The 18,275-nt window shown below is 59.2% G+C and carries 14 protein-coding genes; 6 read left to right on the top strand and 8 right to left on the bottom strand.

The window, feature by feature from the left end:
- The first annotated feature begins 39 nt into the window (after positions 1–39).
- From agaV to ACB034_RS03665, 6 genes are all read left to right on the top strand, one after another.
- The gene (gene agaV / locus ACB034_RS03690) at positions 40–516 is read left to right on the top strand and encodes a PTS N-acetylgalactosamine transporter subunit IIB (protein WP_026456121.1); all 477 of its coding nucleotides are present in this window, start codon (positions 40–42) and stop codon (positions 514–516) included.
- 2 nt (positions 517–518) lie between these two features.
- On the top strand, positions 519–1,298 hold the full coding sequence (gene agaW, locus ACB034_RS03685) for a PTS N-acetylgalactosamine transporter subunit IIC (RefSeq protein WP_371172115.1): 780 nt from the start codon (positions 519–521) through the stop codon (positions 1,296–1,298).
- Position 1,299: 1 nt separating this feature from the next.
- Positions 1,300–2,139: a PTS system mannose/fructose/sorbose family transporter subunit IID gene (locus tag ACB034_RS03680; protein WP_224210022.1), complete on the top strand. Its 840-nt coding sequence runs from the start codon at positions 1,300–1,302 to the stop codon at positions 2,137–2,139.
- Positions 2,140–2,160: 21 nt separating this feature from the next.
- Positions 2,161–2,889 carry a sugar isomerase domain-containing protein gene (locus tag ACB034_RS03675; protein WP_026456119.1) on the top strand — a complete coding sequence of 243 codons (729 nt, stop codon included), beginning with the start codon at positions 2,161–2,163 and terminating at the stop codon, positions 2,887–2,889.
- 13 nt (positions 2,890–2,902) lie between these two features.
- On the top strand, positions 2,903–3,634 hold the full coding sequence (locus ACB034_RS03670; RefSeq protein ID WP_371172114.1) for a sugar isomerase domain-containing protein: 732 nt from the start codon (positions 2,903–2,905) through the stop codon (positions 3,632–3,634).
- 65 nt (positions 3,635–3,699) lie between these two features.
- Entirely contained in the window at positions 3,700–5,529 is a 1,830-nt protein-coding gene (locus ACB034_RS03665) for an RICIN domain-containing protein (RefSeq protein ID WP_371172113.1), read from the top strand.
- A 212-nt stretch (positions 5,530–5,741) separates the two neighbouring features.
- Here the strand turns inward: ACB034_RS03665 and fdhF are convergent, their stop codons facing one another.
- The 8 genes from fdhF to ACB034_RS03625 all read right to left on the bottom strand — a co-directional run bounded on the left by fdhF (position 5,742) and on the right by ACB034_RS03625 (position 18,270).
- Positions 5,742–9,899 (bottom strand): formate dehydrogenase subunit alpha, encoded by a 4,158-nt coding sequence (gene fdhF, locus ACB034_RS03660; RefSeq protein WP_371172112.1) that lies wholly within the window; start codon positions 9,897–9,899, stop codon positions 5,742–5,744.
- A gap of 466 nt (positions 9,900–10,365) precedes the next feature.
- Positions 10,366–11,514, bottom strand: a complete 1,149-nt coding sequence (locus ACB034_RS03655) for an iron-containing alcohol dehydrogenase (RefSeq protein WP_371172111.1) — start codon at positions 11,512–11,514, stop codon at positions 10,366–10,368.
- 92 nt (positions 11,515–11,606) lie between these two features.
- Complete coding sequence (gene fucU, locus ACB034_RS03650) at positions 11,607–12,032, bottom strand: L-fucose mutarotase (RefSeq protein WP_371172110.1); 426 nt, start codon at positions 12,030–12,032, stop codon at positions 11,607–11,609.
- A 10-nt stretch (positions 12,033–12,042) separates the two neighbouring features.
- A complete protein-coding gene (locus ACB034_RS03645) occupies positions 12,043–12,885 on the bottom strand; it encodes a class II aldolase/adducin family protein (protein ID WP_371172109.1) in 843 nt (280 codons plus the stop codon).
- Entirely contained in the window at positions 12,882–14,330 is a 1,449-nt protein-coding gene (gene fucK, locus ACB034_RS03640) for an L-fuculokinase (RefSeq protein WP_371172108.1), read from the bottom strand. The genes ACB034_RS03645 and fucK overlap by 4 nt, the downstream gene beginning before the upstream one ends.
- Positions 14,331–14,383: 53 nt before the next feature.
- Positions 14,384–16,162 carry an L-fucose isomerase gene (locus tag ACB034_RS03635; RefSeq protein WP_371172107.1) on the bottom strand — a complete coding sequence of 593 codons (1,779 nt, stop codon included), beginning with the start codon at positions 16,160–16,162 and terminating at the stop codon, positions 14,384–14,386.
- A gap of 10 nt (positions 16,163–16,172) precedes the next feature.
- Positions 16,173–17,441 carry an L-fucose:H+ symporter permease gene (fucP, locus tag ACB034_RS03630; RefSeq protein WP_371172359.1) on the bottom strand — a complete coding sequence of 423 codons (1,269 nt, stop codon included), beginning with the start codon at positions 17,439–17,441 and terminating at the stop codon, positions 16,173–16,175.
- Positions 17,442–17,535: 94 nt separating this feature from the next.
- The gene (locus ACB034_RS03625; protein ID WP_371172106.1) at positions 17,536–18,270 is read right to left on the bottom strand and encodes a DeoR/GlpR family DNA-binding transcription regulator; all 735 of its coding nucleotides are present in this window, start codon (positions 18,268–18,270) and stop codon (positions 17,536–17,538) included.
- Positions 18,271–18,275: the final 5 nt, after the last annotated feature.

Genomic DNA, 18,275 nt, shown 5'->3' with positions numbered 1-18,275 from the left:
ACAACTCATCTCAATTACGTGAAGGGAGGAAATGCCACTATGCCAAATATTGTCTACACCCGAATTGATGAACGAGGATTGCACGGCCAGGTGACCGTGGGCCATGGGCCACACTCGGGCTGCAATTTAATTCTGTTTGCCAATGATGCGGTGGCCAATGATCCGGCACAGCAAGCACTGGCAAATATGTCGGCAGGTGAATTTGATACCCGTTTCTTTACTTTGCAAAAAACCATTGACGTTATTCATAAGGCCGCCGGCCACCAGAAGATATTTATTCTGGTGCGTACCCCTCAGGATGCATTGACGCTGGTGAAGGGGGGTGTACCCATTACCAAAATCAATATAGGAAATATGCACTACAAGGAGGGAAAGGAGCAGGTTCATGCCACTGTGTCGTTGGATGATGATGACAAACATGCATTTCGGGAGCTGCTTGAATTAGGGATCCCCTGCACGATTCAGCGTAATCCATCAGACACTCCAATCGATATTGGACAATATGTGAAGGTGTAGATATGGATATGATAACTGTATTGGCCATCGCCATCTGGTGCGGTTTGGCGGGCCTTGATTACTATGGTTCCGGACTGATGATTGGGCGGCCCATTGTCACAGGGTCCGTGGTCGGCCTCTTGATGGGCGATCTCAAAACCGGTCTCGAGATCGGCGCCACGCTGGAATTGGCCTGGCTTGGGCTGGTGCCGCTGGCCGGCGCCCAGCCGCCCAATGTCACCATCGGCTCGGCGGTCGGGGTCGTGTTTGGTGTCCAGTCAGGATTGTCTTCCAGTGCGGTCGTCGGGGTGGTGATCCCCTTTGCCATCTTGATGCAGCAGTTGACCGTCATTCAATTCACAACCTTTGCGACCTTGATGGCCAGGGTCGATAAAATGGCCGCAGAGTGCGATATAAAAGGGATCGAGCGAATAAATTATCTGGGAATGGCGGCCTATTTCTTTACCTTCTTCATCTGCGCATTCATTCCAACCTATTATGGGGACGTTGTTGCCAAAACGATCGTCGAGCAGGTTCCCAAGGGTATTATCGAAGGATTAAGCATTGCCGGTGCCATGATGCCTGCGCTCGGTTTTGCCATGCTGTTGAAAATGATGTTGAAAGAAAAGAGATATATTCCATTTTTCATCATCGGTTTTATTTGCGTCACCTTCCTGGAACTGCCGGTGATTGCCATTGCGCTGCTCGGTTTGTCGGTTGCCATTATCGATTATTTCAACCAGGCCGAACGCAAACAAAGCATGACCCGACCTGAGGATAAACAGATGGATGAGGGAATTTGACATGTCACAGCAAGCCAATGAAATCAAAAACGATGATGAATATCTCGAACAGGGCAATGAAATCGTTCTGGATAAAAAATTGATGCGGCAATCCTGGCTGCGGATGCTGTGGGTGCAGGCTTCATTCAATTATCAACGCATGCAATCATCCGGATTTCTTTATGCCATGTTGCCGGCATTGCAGCGGATCCATAAAAACAAACATGATCTGTCATTATCACTCCGGTTGCACAATGAATTTTTCAATACTTCCCCCTGGCTGGTTAGTTTTATGCAAGGGGTTATTCTGGCCATGGAAAAAGGCAAGCAACCCATAGAAACCATTCGAACCTTCAAAGTGGCCGCCATGGGGCCATTGGGCGGTATTGGTGATGCCATGTGCCAGTTGACCATGTTGCCTATTACGGCCTCCATCGCAGCATCATTGGCCCTGGATAAAGTCTATATAGCACCGCTTATTTTTCTGGTGCTGTTCAATATGGTGAGATTCTCGATATGGGTGCCTCTTTTCAATTATGGCTATAAGTTGGGGCTCAATGCATTGAGCACCTTGAAACAACAGAGTGAAGCCTTTAGTCGCGGTGCCACCATTCTTGGCCTGATGGTGGTGGGGGCGCTGACGGCCTCATTCGTCCGGGTTCAACTGGACGTCAAGATCCCGCTGGGCGAGACGGCGTTGAGTCTTCAGGAAGGACTGTTAGACAAGATAATGCCCAATATCTTGCCGCTCGTTGTCGTCGCCTGCTGTTACCAGTTGATTATGCGTGGCTTGTCGCCTGTGAAAATCATGCTTGGCATGATCGCCGGTTCGATCATTTTTCATTACGCCGGAATACTTTGAGCCAGTGAGGGAAAGAGAATAATGATTAGCTATCTAGAGGAATGCAAAATCATCATCGAGCAAGTGATGAAGAGTGAAGAAAACAATATATTGCATGGAGCAAACCTGATGACCCGCACCGTTGCACAGGATGGTGTGATCCATGTATCTGGCGGTCATTGCCATATCTATGCCATGGAGACTTTTTATCGGGCTGGCGGTCTGGTGCCCATCAACCCGCTATTACCCCATATTTTTGCGACGGCGCCGCGTACCCAGGCTTATTCCGATCACATATATGAGGTGGAGGGGATCGGTTCCACTATTTTTGCGGATCAATGCGTCTCGACGAATGACTGCATCATATTGGCGTCGATAGCGGGCCGCACCATCCCCGTGGTGGATATAGCATTGGCCGCCAAAAAACGGGGCTTGCCGGTGATTGCATTGCAGTCACTGGCATTTAGCAGGCAGACAACACCGAAACACTCTTCCGGTCTCTTCCTGAGCGATATCGCCGATGTGACGATCGATCTGCATATTCCTTACGGGGATGCCGTTATCGAGCTGGAGGGCTTGTCTGAAAAATGTTGCCCTGTCTCGTCCGTGATCGGTTTCACCGTCATCCAGGCGCTGGTGACGCAGACAGTATGCAATCTGGCCGAATCCGGCCTGACCCCTCTCGTGTGGGTGAGTTCCAATCTCGACAGGGGCGATGAGATAAACAAAGAACATATTTTGTCCATGAAAGGACGGGTCAGCTGCCTGTGAGGGAGGGAATACTATGTACAAAAAATATGTGGCCGGATTGCTGCAGCATATGGATGTCGTGAAGGAGCAGCAGGCAATAATAGAGACGTGTGCCAAGGCGATGGCGCAGACCATCATCCAGGATGGCATGATCCATGTCACCGGCTGTGGCCATTCACAGATGTTTGCCCATGAGATGTATTACCGTGCGGGTGGTCTCGTGCAGGTGAATGCGATTTTGCCACCGGTATTGGCATTAGCCCCTTATGCCCCCATGAGCACCTTTGCCGAACGGCAGCATGGCTTGGCCGCCGTCGTGCTGGATGCCGAAAAAGAGTTGCGGGCGGGGGACATTCTGATCGTGGTATCGACTTCGGGCCGCAACCCTGTGCCCGTCGAGTTTGCCATGGAAGGGAAGAAGCGAGGCTTGACCGTGATCGGGCTGACGTCTCTTGCCTTTACCCGTTCGGTCAGCTCCCGGCATCAGAGTGGTAAAAAACTGGCGGACGTGTGCGATTACCTGCTGGATATGGGCGGTGTGCCGGGAGATGCCATCGTGCCCGTTCCCCATCATGATTTTGCCACCGGTTCAATCTCTTCCATTATTGGTTTTACGATCCTGAACAGCCTGGTTTGTGAATGTGTCAAACAGATACTCTGGCTGGATCAAAAACCACTGCTATGGCGCTCGGTCAATGCCGCAGAGGCCGCCGAGACGAACCGCGTCAATCTGGATAAATATAAAAACAGAGTGACCTGCATGTAAATCATTGACGATGTTGCCGGTATTTTTACGGCAGCATCGATTTATATTGTCACATGAGGTTTGCCATGAAAAAACACACGCGATTTATGATAAGTGGAATAATAGGTCTCGGTTGTTTCTCCTTTCAATATGTCTGGGCTGCGGTGACAGCTGAACATACGTCTCCCGAGCAGGTGTTTCTGGTCAATGATTCACCGGGTTTCTCATTTATTGATGAAACCGGGAAATACCTGTATCACGATACCCTCTCGCAATATAACAAATACAATCCCAATAATGCCGATCATGCCTGGCGGTTTTTCAGCGCCAAAAACTACCAGGGGGCAAGCGACAATATAAAAGACAAGCTGGGGGATTATGAAAAGATAAAACAGATCTACGACCAGGCAACGGTACAGAACACGGTTCCGTTATGTACCAATACTCCCTTGATGAAGCGTATAAAACCTCGTGGCAGTGGCTATGACTATATCAATTACTGCGGTTTGATGGATGTCTGGGTCGATCCGGATAGCGGGGACTGGTATGGCTTGCTGCATGACGAAATTTTTGGTCTGACTCCCAGGTATGATGCCATCGAGTTGGTCAAATCCACGGATAAAGGATTGAATTGGGCCGTCACCGATGTCATCCAGACCTCCCAATATGGCATGGCGGATTCGCGAGACGAAGCGCTGGGGCAAACTTACAATTACGGTGGTGGTGACCCTCGTCTGTTCGTGGATTATGCCTCCGGTTATTTTTATCTCTTCTATACCAGTCGGGTCATGAATCTGTCCGGCTGGTCCGGGTTCAGCTCCTTCATGCAGGAGCATGTCATGAGGGCCCCGATCTCGGGGAAAATGTCGCCAGAGTCGTGGCGAAAATATCATGACGGAAAGTGGGAAGCATTCTCTGCGGATGACTATTCCCTGGGTAATGCCGGTGCCGCCAGCAATATAGTGTCAGTGGAGTTGTCCCCCAAGGGGTATTTCACTCCGGAATATGACCCTGCCACCATGAGCGGCACCGCATCCGAGCTGGCCGGGCAGGGCAAACTGGTCAATTCGCCATTAAGAGTGATCAATGTGGCGTGGAATAGTTATCTGAAAAAATATGTGGCAACCCCCGAGCCATCGTCAGGGCCGAAAAATGAGGGCAAAGCGCCGTTGGCGCTTTACGTGACCGATAGCCTGTCGAGCCAGAAGTGGGAGAAGTTGCTGACTTTGGATAACTATGTCACCCGCTCCTGGTATCGCTTCATGATGGATCCGCAGGTTCAGACAAGGTCCAATTTCATCGTGGGAAAAACCTTCCGGACCTATTGCTATGTTGAGTGCCAGAAATATGGTGGTGAATATATCGATGTGACCCTCCAGCGCTCACAAGAAGAGATCTCGCCCATACTGGAAAATACTCTGCTTAAAAACCGTGACGGCGAGGTATTGACCGCAGATGACAAGTTCAACCTGGCGGTGGAAAAAGAACCGGGCCAGGGTGATATGTCCTGGGGATTACAGGATAGGCAGGATGGTTATTATTCTGTAGTAGCCTATCCAACCGGGAATGCGGCGCAAAAACGATATTTGGGGGTGATCGGCAGCGGGGTGGTCAACGATTTGAGAAAGTGGGGGGCCGAAGTCGGGTTGCTTGATAATCCTTGTCAGAATGCCACCGCCGATGAGTGCTTGAGCGCGCAGTGGATCAAGGTGCCGACTGTGATTAGCCGTGACGATGGCAGTGAGCGTCGCGATGGCAACTATCGCCTGGTCAATCGCTTCAGTGGCTTGACGCTCAATCTCGATGCGAGTCAGGCTCAGGATAGCCAGGCCACCTTGTCGCCCTTCCGTTCCTGGGATTGTACCGGGGCGACTTGCAAGGACAGAAACAGGGTCTCCTCACAGATACTGCAATGATCCTTTGGTCGTGCGGCATTGGCACGCTCTCCCGGATCCTCGTCAAAGCGCCTTGAGAAGAGGCTGAAGGAAGAGAGACTGAAGGGACAGGGACTTAAGGTGCAGAGACATAAGAAAAAATAAGCCGCGCTGAAAAGAACAGAGCCACCCGTCGGGTGGCTCTGTTGCTATGGGGCCGTACATAGGGGGCGAACCGGGGTTGCCGCAGGCCATCAGGCCATCTCGGCTTCTGCCTCCCGGGCGTTGGCCGGGGTAGCCAGCTTGTCGATGCGCACCGCCGCGACCTTGAACTCGGGGATCTTGGCGTGGGGATCGGTGGCATTGATGGTGAGCCGGTTGGCCGGCGCCTCGGCAAAGTGGAACGGAATGAATACCACTCCGGGCTGCATCCGCTTGGTGACGAAGGCGGGCAGCTCGATATGGCCGCGGCGGCTGGTGACCTTCACCCGCTCGCTGTTGCCAATCCCGAGGCGCTCGGCATCCGCCACGCTCATCATCACCCTGGGGCCGGCGAGCTTGTCGAGCCCCCTGGTTTTGCGCGTCATGGTGCCGGTGTGGAACTGCTCCAGCAGGCGCCCCGTGGTGAGCACTATCGGATAGGTTTCATCCGGCAGCTCGGCGGCATAGCGGAACGGCGTGGCCACCATCTCCCCCTTGCCCCGGGTGAACTGCTTGCCGTGGAGCAGGCGAGTCCCCTCGGGAGCCTGGTCATGGCAGGGCCACTGCAATCCGGCCTGACCCACCTTGTCCCAGTGGATGCCGGCGTACTGGGGCGTCACTCGGCAGATCTCCTCGGTGATCTCGGCCACATTCTGGTAGTGCCAGTCGCCCCCCATGGCATTGGCGAGCTGCTGGATGATCCACCAGTCTTCCCGCGCCTGCCCCGGCGCCTCGATGGCGGGGGAGAGGCGCTGCACCCGCCGCTCCGTGTTGGTGAAGTGGCCGCTCTTCTCGGCAAAGGAGCAGGAGGGGAGCACCACATCGGCGAGCTGGGCGGTTTCCGAGAGGAAGATATCCTGCACCACCAGGAATTCGAGGCGCTTTAGCCCCTCGATGACGTGATGCTGATCCGGATCGCTCAATACCGGGTTCTCTCCCATCACATAGAGCCCCTTGATGGTACCGGCGCAGGCGGCATCTATGGTCTCGGTGAGGGTGAGGCCGGGCTTGGCGGGTAGCCAGGGGGCTTGCCAGGCAGCCACGAAGCGGGCGTGCACGTCCGGGTCAGCCACCTTCTGATAGCCGGGGAAGTTGTTGGGCAGGGCCCCCATGTCGCAGGCCCCCTGTACGTTGGACTGGCCCCGCAGCGGGTTGATGCCACCCCCCTCGATGCCGATGTTGCCGCACAGCAGTTGCAGGTTGGCGATGGCCCGCACGTTGTCGTGACCCGTGGTGTGCTGGGTGATCCCCATGGAGTAGTAGATGGCGGTGCGCTCGGCGGTGCCGATGAGCCGCGCCAGCTCAATCACCTGTTCGGTGGGGACGCCGGTGATGAGGGCCACCTTGTCCGGGGCATAGGCGGGGGAGAGCACCTCGGCCTTGAGCGCCTCAAACCCTTCCACCCGCTCGGCAATATAGCTCTTGTCGTGCCAGTCGTGCCGGATGATCTGCTGCATGATGCCGTTGAGCAGCATCACGTCGGTGCCGGGGCGGTGGGCCAGGTAGAGGCTGGCATGATCGGCCATCTCGATCCGTTTCGGATCCGCTACCACCAGCCGTGCCTTGCCCTCGCGTACCACCCGCTTGATGTGGGAGCCGATGATGGGGTGGGCCGCCGAGGTGTCGGAGCCGATGATGAAGATGAGATCCGAGTGATCGATGCTCGGGATGTCGTTGGTCATGGCGCCGCTGCCCAAGGATGCCTCCAACCCGGTGACGGTAGAGGCGTGGCACAGGCGGGCGCAGTGATCCACGTTGTTGGTGGCCAGCTCCCGGCGCATGAATTTCTGGAACAGGTAGTTGTCTTCGTTGGTGGTCTTGGCCGAGGAGAACCCTGCCAGCGCATCGCTGCCATGCTCTGCCTTGATGGCACCAAAGCGCTCGGCCACCAGGGCGATCGCCTCCTGCCAGCTGGCGGGGACCAGCTGGCCATCCTTGCGGATCAGCGGCGTGGTGAGGCGCTCCTCGCTCTGGATAAAGTCAAAGCCAAAGCGCCCCTTGACGCAGAGCAGCCCCTGGTTGACCGGGGAGTGGCGGTTGCCCTCCACATAGCGGATGCGCTGCCGCGCCTCATCCACATAGAGGGTGACGCCGCAGCCCACCCCGCAGTAGGTGCAGATGGTGTTGACCGGGGTGAGCAACTCGGTGCGCCCCTGGGACTTGTCGCGGGCATCCACCATGGCGCCGGTGGGGCAGACCTGGACACAGGCGCCGCACTGCACGCAGTGGGAGTCCCCCATCGCCAGTCCCGCCTCGAACTGTGGCCGGGTCGAGAGGGTGCCGTCGGCCTGTCTGGCAAATTTCAGGATGCCCTGTACCGCCTGCTCGTTGCACGCCTGCACGCACTGGCCACAGCCGATGCAGCGGTTGGCATCGAACACGATGAATTCGCTGCTGTTGTCCACCGCAAACTTCTGGCAGTCATGGGTATCGAGGGCGGTCTGGTCGACCTTGTATTCGGTGGCATAGTCGCGCAGGGCGCAATCGGTATTGGCCTGGCAGCCGCACTCCAGGCAGCGGGCCGCCTCGGCCCGGGCCGCGGCATCGCTAAAGCCCTGCTCCACCTCGGCAAAGCTGCCGCTGCGCTCGGCCAGATGGGGCATGACGGCGCGGGCGACCTTTTTCAAGTGGGCGAACTGGGCGGGGTCCACCTGCTTGAGGGACGGGGCCTTGCTGGCGTTGAAGGGGCGTACCGGATCCACCATGGTGCCGTGCAGGAAGTGGTCGATGGCCAGCGCCGCCTTGCGCCCGTCGGCGACCGCCTCGATGGCGGTGGCCGGCCCCCGGCGCAGATCGCCGATAGCAAACAGATTGGCGTGACCGCTGTGCATGGTCTCGGGGTGGGCGTCCAGGGTATTCCAGCGGGTGAGGGGCAGGGTCAGCGACTCCCCTTCCATAAAGCTCAGGTCCGGCCGCTGGGAGACGGCGGCGATGACGGTATCAAACTCCTCGACGATAAATTCGCCGGTGGGCTCGGGGCGGCGGCGGCCGGAAGCATCCGGTTCGCCGAGGGCCATCTTCTCGAGCCGCACCTGACAGACGCGGCCCGCTTCATCGGCCAGGTTCTCCACCGGATTGGTCAGCATCAAAAAGCGCACCCCTTCGTGCTCCGCCTCGTCAATCTCGTACGCCTCGGCAGGCATCTCGGCGCGGGTGCGACGATAGATGAGGGTGGTCTCGGCGCCGAGGCGCACCGAAGTACGGGCGCAGTCGATGGCGGTATTGCCGCCACCGATCACCGCAACCCGTTTGCCGGTGGTGAGGCGCTGCTCCAGCATCCGATCCTTGAGGTAGTCCACCCCGAGATAGCAGCCTTCAAGAGTGCTGCCGGGGTACTCCATGGGCACAGCCTGGGAGGCGCCGACTGCCAGACAGACGGCGTCGTAGTCACGGCACAGAGCCGAGAGGCTGAGCTCCTGCCCCAGGCGCTGGCTGGTGTGGATCCGCATGCCGCTCTCGCACATCAATGCGATCTCCTGATCGAGGATCGCCTTGGGCAGCCGGTACTCGGGGATGCCGTAACGCAGCCAGCCTCCGGCCTCGGGCATCGCCTCGAAGAGATCCACGTCGAACCCCTCATAGCCCAGGTAGTAACCGCAGGTGAGCCCCCCCGGGCCGCTGCCGATGATGGCGACCCGCTTGCCCTTGGCGGGCTTTTTCGGGGGCTGATAGGGGGTCATCCCGGCCAGATCCAGATCGGCGGCATGGCGCTTGAGTTGGCGAATGGCCAGCGGCTCATCTACCAGGGAACGGCGGCATTCGGCCTCGCAGAAGGCCGGACAGACCCGGCCGATGGAGAGCGGCATGGGCAGTGTCTGCTTGATGACGGCGGTGGCCGCCTCGTGATCTCCCATGGCGATATGGTGCAGATAGGACTGGATATCCACCCCGGCCGGGCAGGCCCGCTGGCAGGGGGCCTCGCAATCGGCGTAGTGATCCGAGAGGATGCGGCCAAGCGCCTGCTGGCGGTGGTCCGTCAGGGCCTGCGATTGGGTGGTGACCACCATCCCCTCGCTCGGGCGGGTTTCGCAGGCGCGCCGGATGCCGACACCGGCGATCTCGACCACGCAGAGATCGCACGGGGTCTTGGGGGCACGGTCGTTGTCGCCGCACAGGGAGGGGATGTCGATATGGTGCTGTTTTGCTATCTGAAGCAGGGTCAGGGTTGGATCAACCGTCAGCTGAGCCCCATCGAGAGTGAGAGTGAGCATGGCGTCATAAACTCGGGTCAAGGCGCAGAAAATGCTGCATCTGGCGGAGCCAGCAGGAGAAGCGATCGAACAATCGCTGGATATAACCCCACATTACCAAAGGTCATCCACAACTTTATTTGATTTCGGACAGGTTATTGCGCCATAGGGGAAAACGCTTTCAAGGCTGGCTCTGAGCCTGGGTCAGCGGGCGAGCCGTTAAAGATAATTCCTTTAATAGCAGTATGTTAGTAAGTCATTGCGGCTTGTGAACGACGGGCCTGTTGGCAAGGAATGACGCCAAAAAAGATGGGGTGTGGGCCATCTGGCTCTTTTTCTACAACTGTTTTTGCAATGAGGAAGGGATGGCCCGGGCGGCTGGTATCAGCACAAAAGGTTGCCATGGTGCCATATTGCCACATGAAAGGGCCGCGGTTGATACCGCGGCCGTCATGATGTCAGGGGGGGGACCGCCTGCAACAGAAGGCTAGAGCGCCGCCAGATAGAGTGCGCGGATCTGTTCGGGATCTGCGGCGCGCGGATTGCCGGGGGCACAGGGGTCGGCCATCGCCTTGTCAATCCAGCGGTCGATGTCGGTGCTGGTGATGCCAAGGGCCGAGAAGCCGGCGGGGATGCCCACCCGTGCCGAGAGGGTACGGATTGCCTCGATGGCGGCCTGGCTCGCCTGTTCCTCATCCATGGTGGTGGTGTCCACGCCGAGGGCGCGGGCGATGGCGGCAAAGCGGCTCACGCACACCGGTCGGTTGTAGTCGCAGATGACGGGCAGCAGGATGGCGTTGCAGACCCCGTGGGGCAGGTCGTGGGTCGCCCCCGGTTGGTGCGCCAGCGCATGTACCAGACCCAGTCCCGCGCTGTTGAACGCCATGCCGGCCAGATACTGGCCATAGGCCATCATCTCGCGCCCTTGCAGATCCTGTCCCTGTTCCACCGCGTGAGTCAGCCAGCGGCCGATGATCTCGATGGCCGCCAGCGCCGAGTGATCGGTAAGCGGATGAGCCCCTTTGGTCACGTAGGCTTCGATGGCGTGGGTCAGGGCATCCATGCCGGTGGCGGCGGTCACTGCCGGTGGAATGCCGAGCATCAGGGTCGGGTCATCCACCGCGATATCGACCAGGATGGCGGGATCGATGATTACCTCCTTCACCTGGCGGTCGGTGTCGGTGATCACCGCATTGCTGGTCACCTCGGCGGCAGTGCCGGCGGTGGTGTTGATGGCGGCGAGAAAGGCACCGCGTTTGGCCACCTTGCCCACCCCGCTGTAGGCGGTGACGGGGCCCGGGTTGGCGGTGAGGATGCTGATCCCCTTGGCTGCGTCGATGGCGCTGCCGCCCCCGAGGGCGATGATGCAGTCACTGTCGCTGCGCACGAAGGCGCGATGGCCTGCCTCGACGATCGCCACAGTCGGGTTGGGCGTCACCTCGCCAAACAGGCAGTGATCGAGCCCGCGGGCGGTGAGCCCCTCCACCACAGGTTGATGCAACCCGAGGCGCAGCAGATCCCGGTCGGTCACCAGCAGCGCCCGCTTGAAACCCTCTTGCGCCACCCGATCCAGCATGTCACCGATGGCACCCGCGCCGTGAAAACTCAGTCTGGGCATGGCCAGCATAAAGCTCATGATTGTCTCCTTGAACATTTCGAATGTATCCATGAACGGGTCTGCCCGTTCATCGGGACACTCGGGCGGGGTCTGGCCCCGCCGCATCAGGGTCAACTCGGGGTGACCCCTTTTTTAAGCAGGATGTTGCCGTACTTGGCGCACTCGCCGGTGAGCAGGATGGCGTAGGCCTCCTTCGCCCGCTCATAGAAGGCGAAGCGATCGATGCGCGTCACGTCGACCCCCGGGTTGTGCCCGGCCAGGGCAGCCAGGTAGCGCTGCTCCACGGCCGGATCCAGCTCGTCTCCCGCCACCGCCGCCATCATCACCAGGGGCGGGGCGTAGGCGTCGAGTTCAAACAGCGGGCTGATGGCAGCCAGCAGGGCATCGACCGGGATGCCGTCGGCCCTCAGTACCCGCCGGCCGAGCTGGTGGGCCGGGAAGTGGGCATCGGCAAGGATCAGCTCGTCGCCGTGGCCCATCTCGGCCATCACCTTGAGCAGGTCTGGGCTGATGAGGGGTGAAATTCCCTTGAGCATGGGGTTCTCCTTAGCGGGTGTGCAGCGGGCGGCCGGCAAACTCGGTCGCGTTAAAGAGCTCGGCATCGCTGCGTTCGCTGCGGGCATCGGGCATGCCGAGGGCCTGGCGAATGCGGATGAAGTCGCGCATCGAGGCGGCATCGACCCGGGTGATGGGGCGTGCCAGCTCGGTGGCCAGCAGCAGGATGCGGCAGTAGGCGTCGACGTTCTCGAGCTTCCAGTAGGCATCCTCCACGTGATCTCCCCAGACGATGACGCCGTGGTTCTCCATGAAGATGCACTGGTGATCGACCGAGGCCTCTCCCACGTTGTGGGCGTTCTCCTGGCTCCCTGGTGTGGCATAGGCGGCCAGCCCTACCTCGCCGAAGAAGATATCCGGCTCTGGCATGATGCCGGAGGGGGGCACAGAGCCGGTGATCAGGAAGGCGTTGGCATGGGCCGGGTGGGCGTGCACGCAGGAGCGGGCACCGCTTTGGCGCATGATGGCGAGGTGAGTCTTGATCTCGCTGGTGGAGGGGCGGATGCCGGCCTTCTGGCGCCCGTCCATGTCTACCAGGCAGAGATCCTCGGGACGCATGAAGCCCTTGCTGATGAGGGTCGGGGTGCAGAGCACCAGGTTGTCGCCGACGCGCACCGAGATGTTGCCGCCGTTGCCATCCACGTACTCTTTTTGCCACAGGCGGCGCCCGATATCGCAGATGCGCTGTTTGAGCTGCTCCATGGGGGCGCTGTAGAAAAAGGCGTGTACCTGCTCCGGGGTGACGGGGTCCTTGCCCTCTTCCCAGTGATAGACGAAGTCGGGGAGAGGCGGGTTGATGGTCCAGTCTGCGGCAGTACGAATATCACAGTTCATGAGTGCAATTCCTTGTAGAGAGTCTGGTAAGCCCCGGCATCGGCCGAAGGCTGGAAAGGGGTATAGCGTCTGGTGAGGGCGGCATGGGCGGCCGCCAGGGTGGGGTGCAGCCGGGCACCTGTCATGGCATAGAGGGCGGCGCCGAGCACAGTGGTCTCCGCCTCGTCGATGGCGAGCACGGGCAAGCCCAGCACATCGGCCTTGATCTGGTTCCACAGGGCATTGCGCGAGCCGCCGCCCACCACCAGTAACTGCTGCGCCTGGAAGTGGCCAATCTGCTCGAGCCGGGTCAGTTGCCCCTTGAGGTGAAAGGCCAGCGCCTCCAGGGCGGCGCGATAGAGATGGCCGCGACGGGTCGAGAGGGAGAGGCCGGTAAAGGCCCCCTGGCCATGCCCCACGCCATTGGCCAGCAGATTGGGTGCCATGCGCACGCCGTCACAGCCGACCGGCACGGCGCGCGCCTCATCGATCATCGCCTCGTAATCACCGCCCTCGGGCCAGCCAAGAGTGCGAACCCATTCCAGCACGCCGGAGGCGAGCCACTGCAAGCCGGGATTGAACTGGCCGCGGTCGGCATCCAGCTCGCAGGTCGAGTCTGCCACCCGGGCCAGGGCGTCGCTGTCTACCTGCGGGGTGCGCACCATCAGGATCTCCCAGGTGCCAGACGAAAGGACCGGTTGATCCGGGCCCGCGCCGGAGCCTGCCAGGGCGAACTGGGTGTCATGGCCGGCGCTCACCACCGGGATGCCGGCAGGCAGGCCGAGCCGCTCGGCGAAGTCGGGCAGCAAGGAACCGATCACTTCGCCAGCTGCCACCATGGACGGGAAGAGATGCTCGGACAGGCCGACAGCATCCAGGATGGTGCGGCTGAAACACTCCTGCTGCAGACTGAGCAGCTGGCTGGTGCCGGCCATGGTGCGGTCGGTCGTCATCTTGCCGGTCAGACGGTGATTGATGAGCGACGAGATGAAGAGCCAGGCGTGGGCGCGCTCGACCAGCTCGGGGTGCTGCTCGCGCAGCCAGATCAGCTTGTAGAGGGTATTGAAGCCAAATTGCCCCACCCCGGAGAGGCGCTGCAACTGCTCGGGATCCAGATAACGACGGATCTGCTCCATCACCGCCACGGTACGCGGGCACTTCCAGCTGATAATGGGGTAGAGCAGCTCGCCGTCCTCATCCACCAGGGCACCATCGACGCCGAAGGTGGTGACGGTGACGGCCCGGATCTCGCACCCGGCCAGCGCCGGTTGCAACTCGCGGCAGCAGTGGGTGAAGCGTGCCAGGATCGCCTCCAGTGACCACTGGTGCCACTCCGGATGTTCCCGTGCAGGCTCGGTTGCATTGGCCACGGCCGCCTTGGCCACCACTGCACCTGCGGTGTTGACGGCAATGGCCCGGACATTGGTGGCCCCACAATCGAGCACGATGACAACATCTTGCCTCATGACAACTCCTTACAACGAGGGAAGAGAGCAGGGCCTTGCGGCCCTGCCGGTACTTAGCGGTAGAGCGGGCCGTAGTTGGCGCAGGCGCGATAGTCCTGCCCTTCGCTGTCCATGCCGTGGGCGCCCCAGGCGGAGGGACGGAACACCTTCTCTTCCGGCACGTTGTGCATGCAGACCGGGATGCGCAGCATGGCCGCCAGAGTGAGCAGTTCGCTGCCCACATGGCCGACTGTCAGCACGCCGTGGTTGGCGCCCCAGTTGGCCATGACCGAGTAGACATCGCGGAAGGCTCCCTGCCCGGTGAGGCGAGGGGCAAACCAGGTGGTCGGCCAGGTGGCGTCGGTGCGCTGATCCAGCACGTCGTGGACTTGTTGCGGCAGTGCCACGCTGTGGCCCTCGGCGATCTGCAGGACCGGGCCTATTCCCTTGACGATGTTGATGCGGCTCATGGTGAAGGGGATGCCGCCCTCGGTCAGGTAGTGAGTGGACAAGCCACCGCCATGGAAGTACTCCTCGATGGCCGGACACCATTCGGTGGCGGCAAGACAAGCCTTCACGTCGTCCTCGGTCACTTCCCAGTGGGGCTTGATGGTCGGCTTGCCGTTGGCGTCGCGCTGACGACCGGTGCCGTCGAGGGCGGCGGAGCCCGAGTTGATCATGTGGATGATGCCGTGCTCGGCGAGCCCGGTCAGACGGTGGCCGGTGACCCGCTCGACCGAATCGGGGGACCAGTAGGTGCGCACGTCGCAGAAGATCTGGGCGGTGCCGGTCAGGCCGTAACCCAGCAGCATGCTCATGGCATTGAGGCTGTCATTCTCGGTGCCCATGATGATGGGGGCGCGGGGGCCGTTCCAGTCGAACGAGCTGTTGAGCAGGGTTTCGGCGGTGTCACCGTTGGGGTATTGATTGGTCCAGTGCAACTGCCCCTGGAAGCCGCCGACGATGGCGTTGTACCCCAGGGCCTCGGCACCGAATCCGAGTTCGGCCAGGCGCGGGTTGCCCTGCATCATGTCGCGCATGCAGATGGTCATCAGCAGGCTCTCGCGCAGCATGGCATGCTTCTGCTCCGGGTTGCGGCGACGCTCGGGAGGGTTTTTGTCGACGCCTTCATTGAAGTACTTGTCGGCCCAGGCCAGTGCAATATCCAGCTCGGCCGGATCATAGATGCCTTTTTCCATGCGACGGCGCAGCTCTGTCATGTCCACCGCCTGCACCCGCATGCCGAAGAACTCCTCGAAGAAGGTGTGATCGACGATGGAGCCGGCGATCCCCATGGAAACCCCGCCGAGGGAGAGGTAACTCTTGCCGCGCAGGGTGGCGACCACAAGACCGGCGCGGGCGAAACTCAGCAGCTTCTCCTGCACGTCGGCCGGAATGCCATCGCTGTCTGCATCCTGCACATCCTTGCCGTAGATGGAGAAGGCGGGCAGCCCTTTCTGGTTATGGGCCGCCAGGGCCGCTGCTAGGTAGACGGCGCCCGGGCGCTCGGTGCCGTTGAAGCCCCAGATGGCTTTGGGACGCAGCGGATCCATGTCGATAGTCTCGCTGCCAAAACACCAGCAGGGGGTGACCGTGATGGAGAGACCGACGTTGCAGGATTTGAATTTTTCCTCGCAGGCTGCGGACTCGGTCATGCCGCCGATGGTGGTGTCGGCGATGACGCATTCCACCGGCTCGCCGCTCGGATGGCGCAGGTGTTGGCTGAGAAACGCAGCGGTCGCTTGCGCCATCTTCATGGTCTGCTCTTCCAGGGATTCACGGACCCCCATGCGACGACCATCGATGGTGGGACGGATGCCGATGGTGGGGAGTGCGCCGATTAACTTGTTCATGTCTTGCTCCTTATGCCTTGTGGCCTTTGAAACCGAAGTGAATGAGGTAGATAAATCCGATAAGCGGGATGATGAATGCCATGCGAATGCCGGCCATGTCCGAGATCTGGCCCATCAGGGCGGTCAGCACGGCGCCGCCGAGGATGGCCATGATGAGACAGCTGCCGCCGAACTGGGTGTCCTTGCCAAGGCCGTGTACCGAGAGGCCGAAGATGGTCGGGAACATCAGGGACATACAGGCGGAGACGGCGACCAGGGCGTATACGCCAGCCATGCCGCCGGCAAACATCACCCACAGCAGGCAGAACGACGCTCCCATGGCCAGCAACCCGAGCAGTTTGGCGGGGGAGATGTAGGTCATCAGGGCGGTGCAGATGAAGCGGCAGGCCGAGAAGATCACGATGGAGGCGAGCAGGTAGGTGGATGCATCAGCCTCGTTGCCGCCCACTTCCGTCATCACGTAGCGAATGGTGTAGGACCAGCAGCCAATCTGGGCGCCGACATAGAAGAACTGGCCCAGCACGCCGCGCACAAAGTAGCCCCTGGCCAGCAGGCGGGCGAAGCTGCCCTTGAGGTCCAGCCCCGTGCTGTTGGTATCGTGCGCCACCGGCATGCGGGTAAAGGCGATGGCCAACCACACCGCGACGATGACCAGGGCCACCATCAGATAAGGTCCCATGACCGCGGCCAGCTCGCCAGCCTGGATCTGGCCGAGTTCGTCGGAGGACATCAGTGCCCGTTCGGCATCGGTGGCCGGATTAAGCTGCGAGAGAATGTAGAACTTGCCGATCAGCACGCCGGTGATGGAGCCGATGGGGTTAAACGATTGCGCGAGGTTCAAACGACGGGTGGCGGTTTCCTGCGGGCCCATCGCAATGATGTAGGGGTTGGCGCTGGTCTCCAGAATAGAGAGACCACCGGCCAGCACGAACAGAGAGGCGAGGAAGGGGCCATAGGTCATGATCTGGCTGGCCGGATAAAACATCAGTGCACCGGTGCAAAAGAGCCCGAGCCCGAGCAATACCCCCGCCTTGTAGCTGAACCGCTTGATAAAGAGAGCAGCGGGCAGGGCCAAACAAAAATAGGCACCATAAAAGGCAGTCTGAACCAGACCCGATTGCATATCCGTCAAGGTGAATACCTTTTTGAATTGAGCAATCAGGACATCCGTCATATTATTTGCAAGCCCCCACAGGGCAAAGCAACTGGTCAGCAGAATAAAGGGGATCAATATACTTCTGGGAACTACCTGACTGGATATTCCCGTGCTTTCGGGCACAATATCATCGCGGCTGTTTTCGCAAACAGCGGCATTGGATGTATTAGCCATAATGTAAACTCCATTTATTTTATATTGAGTAGGGTACAGTGTGTTATTTTTTGTATCTGCTTAATTGCCTTATATTGTTTTCATCTTTTTCTGTCAGAATTACATCAACATCGTTGAATTGACAGATCCTGACAATTCCGGAGCGGTTCTCTTTCCGGGTATCAGCCAGCAATACCTTCTGCCTGGCTGAGGCCAGCATCACCTTCTTGGTCGATGCGTTTATCTCATTGTTTTCCCAGACGCCATTGCCTTTGCTGTAGGCAGCGCAGGAGAAGAAAAGAGTATCCACCCGGTACTGGCTGATGTTGCCACTGGCAATGGTGCCAACGAAGGCAGCATATTTCTCAGAGTATTCACCACCGATGGCGATGGTCTTGATGTTCTTCTTGACTGCCAGGCTCAGCACATTTCGAAATGAGTTGGTGATTACCGTCATGGATATATCTGGTAGTACTTCAGCCAGGTACCAACACGTTGAACTGGCATCGAGCATGATAATATCGCCGGGGTTAATCAGGGCCAGCGCCTTATAGGCGATCAGCTTCTTTTCAATGGAACTCTCGTGCTTGCGTTTATTGAATGCCAGCCCGGCATCGGCATTATCCAGAGAGATGGCACCGCCATGCACTCTTTTTACAGAGCCATTGGATTCCAATTCCTGCAGATCACGACGTATTGTTTCCAGCGATACTGAAAAACGCTCGGAGAGTTCCTTGACGGTGACTGAACCGGCTTGAACAATATATTTTTCAATATCGATAACGCGAGGTGACAACATAATTG

This window comes from Aeromonas sp. S18(2024) (assembly GCF_041402525.1).
GTDB classification, from domain to species: domain Bacteria; phylum Pseudomonadota; class Gammaproteobacteria; order Enterobacterales; family Aeromonadaceae; genus Aeromonas; species Aeromonas enteropelogenes.
The sequence above is the reverse complement of the archived record's forward strand: the minus strand, read 5'-3'. Positions and strand labels throughout refer to the sequence as shown.

Coding starts and splice junctions, on each gene's coding strand:
- fucU (WP_371172110.1), bottom strand. CDS start 12,032: ATGCTCAAGGGAATTTCACCCCTCATCAGCCCAGACCTGCTCAAGGTG.
- ACB034_RS03665 (WP_371172113.1), top strand. CDS start 3,700: ATGAAAAAACACACGCGATTTATGATAAGTGGAATAATAGGTCTCGGT.
- ACB034_RS03675 (WP_026456119.1), top strand. CDS start 2,161: ATGATTAGCTATCTAGAGGAATGCAAAATCATCATCGAGCAAGTGATG.
- ACB034_RS03655 (WP_371172111.1), bottom strand. CDS start 11,514: ATGAGCTTTATGCTGGCCATGCCCAGACTGAGTTTTCACGGCGCGGGT.
- ACB034_RS03645 (WP_371172109.1), bottom strand. CDS start 12,885: ATGAACTGTGATATTCGTACTGCCGCAGACTGGACCATCAACCCGCCT.
- fucK (WP_371172108.1), bottom strand. CDS start 14,330: ATGAGGCAAGATGTTGTCATCGTGCTCGATTGTGGGGCCACCAATGTC.
- agaV (WP_026456121.1), top strand. CDS start 40: ATGCCAAATATTGTCTACACCCGAATTGATGAACGAGGATTGCACGGC.
- agaW (WP_371172115.1), top strand. CDS start 519: ATGGATATGATAACTGTATTGGCCATCGCCATCTGGTGCGGTTTGGCG.
- ACB034_RS03635 (WP_371172107.1), bottom strand. CDS start 16,162: ATGAACAAGTTAATCGGCGCACTCCCCACCATCGGCATCCGTCCCACC.
- ACB034_RS03625 (WP_371172106.1), bottom strand. CDS start 18,270: ATGTTGTCACCTCGCGTTATCGATATTGAAAAATATATTGTTCAAGCC.
- ACB034_RS03670 (WP_371172114.1), top strand. CDS start 2,903: ATGTACAAAAAATATGTGGCCGGATTGCTGCAGCATATGGATGTCGTG.
- ACB034_RS03680 (WP_224210022.1), top strand. CDS start 1,300: ATGTCACAGCAAGCCAATGAAATCAAAAACGATGATGAATATCTCGAA.
- fdhF (WP_371172112.1), bottom strand. CDS start 9,899: ATGCTCACTCTCACTCTCGATGGGGCTCAGCTGACGGTTGATCCAACC.